Below are 9,874 nucleotides of genomic sequence, written 5' to 3' on the forward strand. Positions count from 1 at the left end.
GGAACAGCAGAGTGACGGAAACGGGGGTCGCCGCCACGTGGTGAAGATCGGTGCGGGAGGTCGGCCGGCGGTCAGCCATCCGACACTCTCGCTGTATCAGGAGTTACGGTCCCGGGGCGCGGCCAGCCTCTCGGAGGCGGTCGACGCACTGGGGCTCGACGTCGCAGAGGGCGAGCGCTGCCGGGCGGAACTCATCCAGCTCGGACTGATCGCCCCCGTCGATGCCACCCACGCCACCCGGCAGGACCTGGAGGCCGGCACCCTCCCGGAGGGCGCACCCGACCACGTCACGGCGATCGCCCCCGAGGTGGCGCTGCTTCGCCTGCTGCTGCACGAGCAGGAGCGGCTGCGTGAACACCTGCACCAGGCCGACCGCTCCTACAGCCGGCTGGAGACCCTGGCCAGCGGGTTCCTGCGGGCCGACTCGCTGACCCTCTCGGAGGTCGAGGTGGAGGTGCTGACCGACTACCGGCGCATCCAGCAGGTGCTCGAGGACATCGCCGACACGGTCCGGGACAGTCTCTCCTCCATGTCCCCCGGGGCACTTGCCCGCGAGGTGCCCGAGCGGGTGCTGAGCCGGGACCGCCGGCAACTGGAGAAGGGCGTGCGGGTCCGCGTCATCTGCAATCAGCGCTTCACCTCGGTGCCCGAGTCCGCCGACCTCTTCCGGCGGAGGGCCGAACTCGGCGTGGAGATCCGGCTCTCCCCGGTCGTGCCGATGAACATGACGATCGCCGACAAGCAGTCGGCCCTTCTCCCCATCGACCCGGAGAACCAGCCCACGGGTGCCATCCTGGCCTCCGGACCGGCACTGGTCCGCTCCTATCTGGCCCTGTACGAGTACTGCTGGCACACCGCGGTGCCCTACGGGGAGAACGACCAGCCGGAGCTGGGCGGGGACGGACTGTCCGAGCAGCAGCGCGCGACGCTGCGGATGCTGGCCTCCGGCATGAAGGACGAGAAGATCGCCCGCAGCCTCGGCGTCTCGCTGCGCACGGTGAGCCGCCTGATCTCCGAACTGATGCACGATCTGGGCGCGTCCAGCCGTTTCGAGGCGGGAGTCCGCGCCGCGCAGAAGGGCTGGCTCGCCTGACCGGCACCCCGTCGCACTCGCGCCACCGGCCCGCGAGGATCCTTCTTTGGCGTCGCAGCATGTATGATGCTGCAGTTGTTTTGGCTTGACCAGATTGCGGGGACATGGCTCGGGAGACGGCGGACCGTGAAGCGGTGATCCAGCAGCTCCGCGATGTCGGACTTCGCGTGACCGGCCCGCGGCTGGAGGTTCTGCAGGTCCTGGCCGCGAAGGCCCACCTCGATGTCGAATCGATCACCGAGGAGGCGCGGAGGAATCTCGGCACCCTCACGAGTCAGGCGGTTTACGACATGCTCCGGAATTTTCTGGAGACAGGCCTCGTCACCAAGTTCGAGCGGCCCGGCTGGCCGGCCGTCTTCGAAATCGCCGGACGTCCGCACCACCACGCACTGTGCACGCGGTGCGGCAAGGTCGCGAACGTGGAGGCCATCGCCCCCTCCCCGCCCCGGAAGGGCCTTTCCGGATGGAAGGTGAACGAGGGCGAATTGATCTACAAGGGCACCTGTCCCGAATGCCGCAAGAACTGAACGGAAACGGATATGGGTGCGGCTCCCCCGGAGGGGAGCCGCACCCATGTTCCCGCCCCGGCGGCGGACGGTCCGCCGCCCGGGCCTCACGCTCCGGCGGACGCCGGGGGGGCCGGCCAGTCGTTGTCGCCGCCGGCGTACGTCCCGCCCTTGGCGGGCCAGTCGTTGCCCCCCTCGGCCCGCGCGTCACCCTTGGCCGGCCAGTCGTTGTCCAGCACCTGCCCACCGGCCGGACCGGACGCCTTCTCGGCCGCGTAGGCGCCGGCGGGAACGGCCACCGCGGCGCACAGGGCCGTCGCCAGAGCAAGACGGCGGAGAACGGGGCGGAAGCCGGTCTGTGCGGAGTTGAACGACATGATTCCTCCAGGTGGAATGGATGACTTCGTCTTCCGGTCCCGTGCCGCCGGGATCTCCCGAAGACATTTGAATGATTTCGCATCCACCCGTCGGAATCCATGCCTCGATAAGTCGCGGACATGCCATGGCGCACACCCGACACTCGGCCGGGAATCCGGCCACTCCGGGGGCACCCTCCGCGCGCACATGACGTTTGACACCTACATATATTTGGGTCAGCCAATTTTGCTGCTAGAATTTCCCGGTGGCGCCCCTTGACCTCCAGGGTGGGGCAGGCCACCGGGGCAGGGGCGTGCCGCCGCCCCTGCCCTCCCTCGCGCTCACGGAGTCTCCGGAGCACCGCGCAGGGCCCGGTAGACCTCCAGCGTCCGCTGTGCGGTGACACGCCAGCTCAGCCGGGCGGCGTGACGCGTCCCCGCCACGCCCATGGTGCGTATCAGCTCCGGATCCCCGGCCAGCAGCCGCAGCCGGGCCGCGTAGTCCCGCGGGTCGTGCCCCTGCACCAGGAATCCCGTCACATTGTCGCGGACCGCCGTGGCAAGGCCTCCCACCGCGGCGGCCAGCACCGGTGTCCCGCACGCCTGCGCCTCCAGAGCCACCAGGCCGAACGACTCGCTGCGCGAGGGCATCACCACGACGTCGGCGGCCCGGTACCACAGGGCGAGAAGATCCTGCGGAACAGCCGGCTCGAAGCGGACGACATCCAGAATGCCCAGGCGGGCGCACAGCTTGTACCAGCGTTCGGGCCGGGCCGTGCCGTTGCCGCTCAGCCCTCCGATCACCGGAACGACCAAACGGTGCCGCAACCCGGGATCCACGGCCAGCAGCTCGGCGACGGCCTCCAGCAGCACCTCCGGCGCCTTCAGCGGCTGGATGCGGCCGGCGAAGAGCGGAACGAACGCGCCCGCCGGGAGGCCGAGCCGGACGCGCGCCGCCTCCCGCCCGGGCCCCGGCCCGAACGTCCGCAGATCGACGCCGGGCCGGACCACCTCGGTGCGCCTGGGCGCCGCACCGTACAGCCCGCGCAGCGCCTCCGCCTCCGCCTCGGTGTTGGCGATCAGCCGGTCCGCGGCGCGCACCACACGGTGCTCCCCGCCGACCCGGTGTGCCGGCTCCGGCCGGTCGCCGTCGGCGAGCGCTCCGTTCTTCACCCGGGCCAGCGTGTGCATGGTGTGAACCAGCGGCACGCCCCAGTGCCGTGCCGCCACCCGTCCCACCTGCCCGGACAGCCAGTAGTGCGAGTGCACCACGTCGTAGGGCCGCTCTCCGTCCCGGCACACGTCACGCAGCAGGCTGACCGAGAACTCCGTCAGCCGGGAAGGCAGTTCCTCCTTCGGCAGCGGCCCTCTGGGGCCGGCCTGTATGTGCCGCACCCGGACGCCGGGGGCCAGCGGGACGACCGGCGGCCGGCCCTCCCCCCGGCACCGGGTGAACAGGTCGACGCTGGCGCCCAGTTCGGCCAGGCACCGGGATAGGGCGACCATGTAGACATTCATGCCGCCCGCGTCACCGGTGCCTGGTTGGTGCAGCGGCGAGGTGTGGACAGTCAGCATGGCGACGCGCAGCGGGCGGGTGGCAAGGGACACGTGGACTCCTCGGGGAGAAGGCCGCGTGCCGCCCCCGCCGCGGGCTCACGGCGCTGAGGCACGCGGCGGACTGCGGGGGACGTCGGTTCAGATGCCGAACACAGGACCGGGGGGCGGGACGATGCGGGTACCGGGTGCCGGGCCCTCCAGTGCCCCGGCCCGCACGGGCTCGCCGGCCGGCAGGCGGAGCGCGGCGGCCAGCCGGCCGGCCCCTTCCGGCATCACGGGCCAGGCCCACGCCGCCAGCGCGGCAGCCACGTGGAGCTGGGCCAGCAGCGCCGAGCGGTGCCCCGGCCTTCCGCCGGGCCGCCCGCGCCCGTGCGCGTTGACATGCCCGAAGTCGGAGGCCGACACGACGGCCTCGTCCAGCAGCGCCACCGCTCTGCGTGGATCGAAATGATCCGGGCCGTAGGTCTCACGCAGCTCGTCCACGGTCCGGTCGAGCCGGGACCGCAGCGTCTGCCATCCGGAGCCACCCGGCTCGCCGTCGGGGACCAGTCCGTCGCACTCCTCCCGGACAGCGGCGAACAGCCCGTTCAGCCAATGGTTCCAGGTGCCGTCGAGCAGTCGGCGGGTCTGTTCCAGCTCACCCCGGTGGAAGTCGGTGGCCCGCCCGGTGGGGCGCGCCTGGAGGACGTGCCGGCGAAGCGCGTCGGAACCGTACTCGGTGAGCAGATCGAGCACCCAGACGGCGTGCCGGGCTCCGGTGGAGAGCGCCTGTCCGTCCAGCCGGTAGAGCTCGTTGACGCAGAAACGCTGGGGCAGCTTCAGGCCTCGCGAGACGAGCAGCACGGGAAAGAGCACCGCCTGGCAGAAGGAGTGCCCGAAGCCGCAGAAATGGACGCTGCGCTCCGGGAACGGCCGGCCGCCGGCCTCCCAGCTGTAGAGATGGACGGCCGCGGCCTCGAAGCACGCGTCGATCCGGTGGCCGGAGAACCCTTCGACGGGCACCGGAACGCCCCACTCCCCCGGGTGCCCGACCGGGAGGAAGGGCAGCCCGTCGTCGGCGAGCCCTTCGCACAGCGCCGCCATCCTCGGGGGCATCGCGGCACCGGCCCAGTGTCCGGTCAGGTGTTCCCGGAAGGACTCCAGGGCGAGATGAAGGCGACGGCAGCGTCGCGGCCGGGCGGCGGTGCCGCAGGCCGCGCACACGGGATCGATGAGGTCCCCTCCGTCATTGGGCCGGGCACAGGTGCGGCAGATGCCACCGTCGCAGCCCGCCCCGCAGTGCGGGCAGGTCCCCGAGACGTGGGCCGAGTGCAGCCACCGCTCGCACGGCGCGCAGTACGGCAGCAGTCCTGCGCGGGGGGTGATGACGCCATCGGCGTACAACTCCAGGAAGAGCTCCTGCAGCCAGTGGCGGTAGCGCGGGTCGGAGGCGGGCTGCACGACGGAGTCGAACTCGATGCGGGCGTGCTGCCAGTCGGCACCGATGGCCTCGGTGTATCCCTCGGCCACCTCGGCCGGTTTGCGGTTGTGGCGCAGCGCGCGCAGTTCCACCGAGCCCGTGTGGCCGGCGATCGCCGTGGTGGAGGTGACCTGCTCGCCGTCGGCCCGCAGGAAGCGGCGCATGACGTCGGCCGCGACATACGGACCGGCCAGGTGGCCGATGTGGAGTTCGCCGTGCGCCGCCGGCGGTGTCGTGGTGATCCAGAGATGGGAATCCATGCGGGAGCTCCTCGATGCTACCGGGGCTCGAAATGAAACGACCGCACAAAGCAGTCGCGGGGCTGCTCTATGGCGTAGACGATGCATTCGAACAATGCCTGCGTGGTGGGCTCTCCGGGCGCCCTTACGGCCGCGTCGCCGTCGCTTCCCGCGTGCAGCGGGGCTGCCGCCGAGAAGTCCGGGGGGTGAAAGGAGAAAACCCTGAGATCGAAGGGTTTCAGCCGACGGGCGAGGACATCGGCGAAACCGGTCTGGGCACTGCGCGCGGCGTGGAACGCCTCGTGCGCGAGTGTCTGCCGGGCGTCCTCGCCGACCGGGATCATGTGCACGATGTCGGGCCGGGGCGACACCTTCAGCAGCGGCAGGAAGTGCTTGACGACCAGGACGGTTCCGCTGGCTGTGGAGCCGATCGTCTCCACGATCCGCTCGTCGGAGGCCGACTCGAAGCCCGTCCCCTCCAGCCACCGGGCACCGCTGTTGACCAGCAGATCGACCCGGTCGGTGCGGTCCCCCACCCGCCGGGCGAATTCTCTGATCTCCTGCGGCCGGCTCAGGTCGCAGCCGAATGTGTGCAGACGGCCGCGGGCTGATCCGACCACCTCGTCCCTGGCTTTTTCCGCCGCCTGCTCGGTGCGCGCCGAGACATATACCTCGGCCCCGAGATGAGCGAATCCGATCGCGAGTGCGCGGATGTACTTCCGCGACGCGCCGGTGACCACCACACGCAGATCCTGAAGTTTCATCCGCGTTGTTCTCCCCACTGCCGGCCGTGGTCGATACACGTCATCGTGCACACCACAGTGGCAGATTCCGGGGAATGCGGGAGAGGATTCCGGTGTCGGGTTCACGCACTGGCGCGGGTGCGCCAGAGCGGCTCCGTGATCTCCTCCAGGACCCGGGCCCGCTTGGGGCCGACGCCCACGGCACGCAGGCAGGTCTCCCCGGCCGGCGACCTGCCGGTGACGGCGGACACCGTGACGGTGTCCCGGGCGGTGCGCAGCCGCAGTGCCACCGGACCGCAGCCGGTGCGGGCGGCCAGTCGGCCCGGCACCGTGGATCCGGCCACGTCCCCGGCGGCCACGGCCGCGGCCAGGCACACCGCGCCGGTGACCGCGAGCGTGGGGTGCCAGCCGGTTCCGGTCACCGACCGGACCGTCAGGTGGCCCGGTTCCCAGGCACCGACCGCGGCGATCTTGGGGAGTGCGCCGTCCTCGGGACACCGCAGGGCGCGCGCGGCCGCGGCCCGCAGGCTCCTGAGCCGGCCCAGGCTCTCCGCTCCGGCGCCGTACAGCTCCCGGGCCGAGCCGAGACCGAGGCTCTCCGCGGCGACGAAGGCGTAGGGGTTGCCGAAGTCGACCAGGGACACCTCGTGGTCTCCCTCGGGTGTGCGCAGTCGGTCCGTCCCACTGCCGGTCGGCAGCAGGCGGGTCAGCGGCGGGGACGGCAGCCGGGCGTACTGCAGGCTCCACGAGCCCCCGGGGCCCGGCTCGCAGTGGACATCCGCCGCACCGTCCCGCACCCGCCGGGATCTCGTGGTGCCGGGGAGGGTCGCGACGACACCGGCCAGCAGGGAGTGACCGCAACGGCTGCGGTGGTCGAAGTGCGGGGCCCGGCCGGGCAGGCACTGGACGAAGCGGTACTCCAGGTCGTAGCCGGGGCGGTCCGAGGCGGAACACAGAGCGAACTTCATGACGTGACCGCGACCGGTCCGCAGGAGCCACCTGCGGATCCGGGCGAGCTCGGCGCGCAGGGCCGGTTCCTCCCGGGGCAGCCGGTGGCGGTCCAGAACGAGGGTGGGGCAGGGAGCCCCGTCGGCGACAGCGATCCGGGCAGCCACCTGAGTGGTCATGCCGGCACTCCCACCGGCACCCTGGGGCGTTCCACCGGCGCCGGGCGCAGCGGGGCCGGACGCAGGGCACGGATCTCCTGTTCCCACAGCTCGTTGACCAGCAGTGTCCAGATGGCCATCGCCGCCTCGGCGGACGGCGTACGGCCCTGCCGGTCCAGGAGTCCGGTGACGCGCAGGGGATCCAGCCGTCCGCCCGCCCGCATGCGCTCGGGCGCGAGCATCATCCGGGCCAGTTCCATGAGCGGCCTGCCGGGGGCCAGCATGTGTGTCACCGGAAGGGTGAAGGGCTGCTTGGGGCGGGCCAGAACCTCCGGGGGCAGCAGTTCACCGGCCGCCCCGCGCAGTGCCTTCTTGCCGGTCCTCGCCCATCCGGGAAGAGTCCGGGCGAAGGCGCCGACCGAGGGCTGGAGGAAGGGCATGCGGGTCTCCACGGCCCAGGCCATGCTGAGGTGGTCGAGCCGGCGCAGATGGTAGGCGGGCATCCGCTGCGAGGTCTCGAAGCCGCCGATGACGTCCAGACGGTCCTCCCCTGCACCGCGGAGCCGGTCGGCCATCCGGTCCGTGACACTGCCGCGTTCGGCCAGGAAGGCGCGGTACTCGGGGGTGTAGAGGACCCGGCGCAGCGGCGCCGGGACCGCGGCGAGCGAGTCGATGTAGGGCTGGACCCAGCCGTCGCCGGCGGGCGCCCGCAGCGCGGCGCCGACGCGGGCGTATCCGGCGAAGAGCTCGTCCGCACCGTCCCCGGTGAGAGCGACCGTGAAGCCCTCCTGCCGCACCGCACGGAACAGGGCGTAGGTGCTGAGGGTGATGGGGTCGGCATTGGGCTGCCCGAGGTGCCAGACGGTACGCGGCAGGAGCTCGGCGAAGTCGGCCGGGTCGAGCCGGACGGTGTGGTGCACGGTGCCGCTGCGCGCGGCCACGGAACGCGCGAACGCGTCCTCGGCGGCCGGCCAGGTACCTCGGTAGGTCAGGTGGAAGCTGTGCAGCCGCTCGCCTCTCTCGCGGGCGCGTTCCGCGGCGAGCGCGGTGACCAGCCCCGAGTCGAGACCTCCGCTGGTGAGGGCGCACACCGGGACGTCGGCGCGGGCCAGCCGGCGGACCTCGCGGCGCAGTGCGGGGCGCAGCCCGCCCGGAGCGGGCGACGGCGCCGCCGGACGCCGGCGGCGCAGGCGGAGCCCGGTGCCGTCGGCGTCGGCCACGGCGGTGGTGCCGGGCGGGAGACTGCGGATGCCCCGCAGGGCGGTGCGGCTGCCCAGGCAGACCTTGGTGGAGAGCAGTTCGTCCAGGGCCTCGGGGCGGATGCCGGCCGGCACCCGGGAGAAGGCCAGCAGGGCGGAGAGTTCGGAGGCGAAGTACACCCCGCCGGCGCGGGTGGTGTGGAGGTAGACGGACTTCATCCCGTAGTCGTCGGTGGCCAGCACCAGGCGGGGCGTGGCGCGCAGGTCGATGACGGCCACCGCGAACATCCCTTCCAGGTGCCTGGCGAAGTCCGCGCCGTGCTCCGCGTAGAGGGCGGGCAGGACGCTGCCGTCGCAGGAGTCGGGGAAGACATGGCCGCGGCCGGCGAGGCGGCGGCGCAGGTCGCGGTGGTTGTAGATCTCACCGTTGAGTACCACGGCGATGCCGGGCGCGGTGTCCAGCCGGTAGGGCTGCGCGCCGCCGGCCGGATCGGTCACGGCGAGCCGGCCTGCCCCGAGGGACCACCCCCGCCCCGTGATCACCCGGTGCGCGTCCGGGCCGCCGTGGCGCTGTCGTGCGGAGACCGCGTCCAGTTCGCGACGGGTCGCCGTGGCTGCGATGGTGCCGAAGATCCTGCACACGGTGTCACTCCAGGGGCCGTAGGAGTCGGATGCCGGTGGCGCCCGGCCGGAGCAGTGGACGAACCGGGCAACAGAGCTTGTTCGCACAGTTATTTGACGGTACCAATTCTTTGATTGACGCGTAAGTGTCATGTCGTCATTACGCCACCGTCCACACCTTGCCGCCCTCCGGACCGCGTCCGACGCTGGTGGCATGGACGACTCCCGAACCGGAAGGCCCGACCGCGGGGCGCCCGAGAGTCTGCTGGTCGTGGCGGCCCATCCGGACGACATCGAGTTCTGCGTCAGCGGTACCGTCATGCGGTGGATCGCCCAGGGGACCCGTGTGACGTACTGCATCGTCACGGACGGCGACGCGGGCGGTTACGACGAGCAGTTGCCCCGGCAGGCCATGGCCGATCTGCGCCGCGCGGAGCAGACGCACTCGGCCAAGCACACCGGCGTGCACGAAGTGGTCTTCCTCGGCCATCCCGACGGTCAGGTGACCGCCGGGCCCGAGCTGCGACGGGACCTGTGCCGGGTCATCCGCAGGGTGCGGCCCCAGCGGGCCGTCATCCCCAGCCCGGAGATCAACTGGGCCCGGATCGCCGACACCCACCCGGACCACCGCGCGGTGGGCGACGCCGCGCTGCGGGCCATCTACCCGGAGGCCCGCAACCCCTTCGCCTACCCGGAACTGCTGCGCGAGGAGAAGCTCGCCCCCTGGATCGTCCCGGAGACCTGGCTGATGACCGGGCCCTCGCCCAATCAGTTCGTCGATGTCACACCGGAGTTCGGCCGCAAGGTGGAGGCGCTGCGCATCCACACCTCGCAGACCGCGCACCTCGACGATCTCGCGGGGCTGCTGCGCCGCTGGCTGGCCGAGCATGCCCGGGCGGCCGGACTCCCGGAGGGCCGGCTCGCCGAGGCCTTCCAGATCGTGAGCACCGCCTGACGGAAGCGCGGGAGAGGCCGGCCGGAGTGCTCCGGCCGGC

9 protein-coding genes are annotated in these 9,874 nt (G+C 72.0%); 3 read left to right on the top strand and 6 right to left on the bottom strand.

Annotation, left to right across the window (positions count from 1 at the left end):
- Nucleotides 1–37: 37 nt before the first annotated feature.
- Both ABD299_RS05310 and ABD299_RS05315 read left to right on the top strand, forming a co-directional pair.
- The gene (locus tag ABD299_RS05310) at nucleotides 38–1,093 is read left to right on the top strand and encodes a helix-turn-helix transcriptional regulator (protein ID WP_344259267.1); all 1,056 of its coding nucleotides are present in this window, start codon (nucleotides 38–40) and stop codon (nucleotides 1,091–1,093) included.
- 104 nt (nucleotides 1,094–1,197) lie between these two features.
- Nucleotides 1,198–1,620: a Fur family transcriptional regulator gene (locus ABD299_RS05315; protein WP_344259269.1), complete on the top strand. Its 423-nt coding sequence runs from the start codon at nucleotides 1,198–1,200 to the stop codon at nucleotides 1,618–1,620.
- Nucleotides 1,621–1,706: 86 nt separating this feature from the next.
- On the opposite strand, the gene ABD299_RS05320 is transcribed toward ABD299_RS05315, so the two are convergent.
- The 6 genes from ABD299_RS05320 to asnB all read right to left on the bottom strand — a co-directional run bounded on the left by ABD299_RS05320 (nucleotide 1,707) and on the right by asnB (nucleotide 8,900).
- Nucleotides 1,707–1,976 (bottom strand): hypothetical protein, encoded by a 270-nt coding sequence (locus tag ABD299_RS05320; protein WP_344259271.1) that lies wholly within the window; start codon nucleotides 1,974–1,976, stop codon nucleotides 1,707–1,709.
- A 321-nt stretch (nucleotides 1,977–2,297) separates the two neighbouring features.
- Nucleotides 2,298–3,530 carry a D-inositol-3-phosphate glycosyltransferase gene (gene mshA, locus ABD299_RS05325; protein ID WP_344259306.1) on the bottom strand — a complete coding sequence of 411 codons (1,233 nt, stop codon included), beginning with the start codon at nucleotides 3,528–3,530 and terminating at the stop codon, nucleotides 2,298–2,300.
- 120 nt (nucleotides 3,531–3,650) lie between these two features.
- Nucleotides 3,651–5,231, bottom strand: coding sequence for a class I tRNA ligase family protein (locus ABD299_RS05330; RefSeq protein WP_344259273.1), 1,581 nt, complete (start codon nucleotides 5,229–5,231; stop codon nucleotides 3,651–3,653).
- A 17-nt stretch (nucleotides 5,232–5,248) separates the two neighbouring features.
- Nucleotides 5,249–5,974 carry an SDR family oxidoreductase gene (locus tag ABD299_RS05335; RefSeq protein WP_344259275.1) on the bottom strand — a complete coding sequence of 242 codons (726 nt, stop codon included), beginning with the start codon at nucleotides 5,972–5,974 and terminating at the stop codon, nucleotides 5,249–5,251.
- A 101-nt stretch (nucleotides 5,975–6,075) separates the two neighbouring features.
- Nucleotides 6,076–7,080, bottom strand: coding sequence for a PrpF domain-containing protein (locus ABD299_RS05340; RefSeq protein ID WP_344259277.1), 1,005 nt, complete (start codon nucleotides 7,078–7,080; stop codon nucleotides 6,076–6,078).
- Nucleotides 7,077–8,900 carry an asparagine synthase (glutamine-hydrolyzing) gene (gene asnB / locus ABD299_RS05345; RefSeq protein ID WP_344259278.1) on the bottom strand — a complete coding sequence of 608 codons (1,824 nt, stop codon included), beginning with the start codon at nucleotides 8,898–8,900 and terminating at the stop codon, nucleotides 7,077–7,079. Before asnB ends, ABD299_RS05340 begins: the two co-directional genes overlap by 4 nt.
- A 193-nt stretch (nucleotides 8,901–9,093) precedes the next feature.
- Here asnB and ABD299_RS05350 point away from each other — a divergent pair, with 193 nt between their 5' ends.
- A complete protein-coding gene (locus ABD299_RS05350; protein WP_344259280.1) occupies nucleotides 9,094–9,834 on the top strand; it encodes a PIG-L deacetylase family protein in 741 nt (246 codons plus the stop codon).
- Nucleotides 9,835–9,874: the final 40 nt, after the last annotated feature.

Origin of the sequence: Streptomyces sodiiphilus, assembly GCF_039529215.1 — a bacterium.
Classification (GTDB): domain Bacteria; phylum Actinomycetota; class Actinomycetes; order Streptomycetales; family Streptomycetaceae; genus Streptomyces; species Streptomyces sodiiphilus.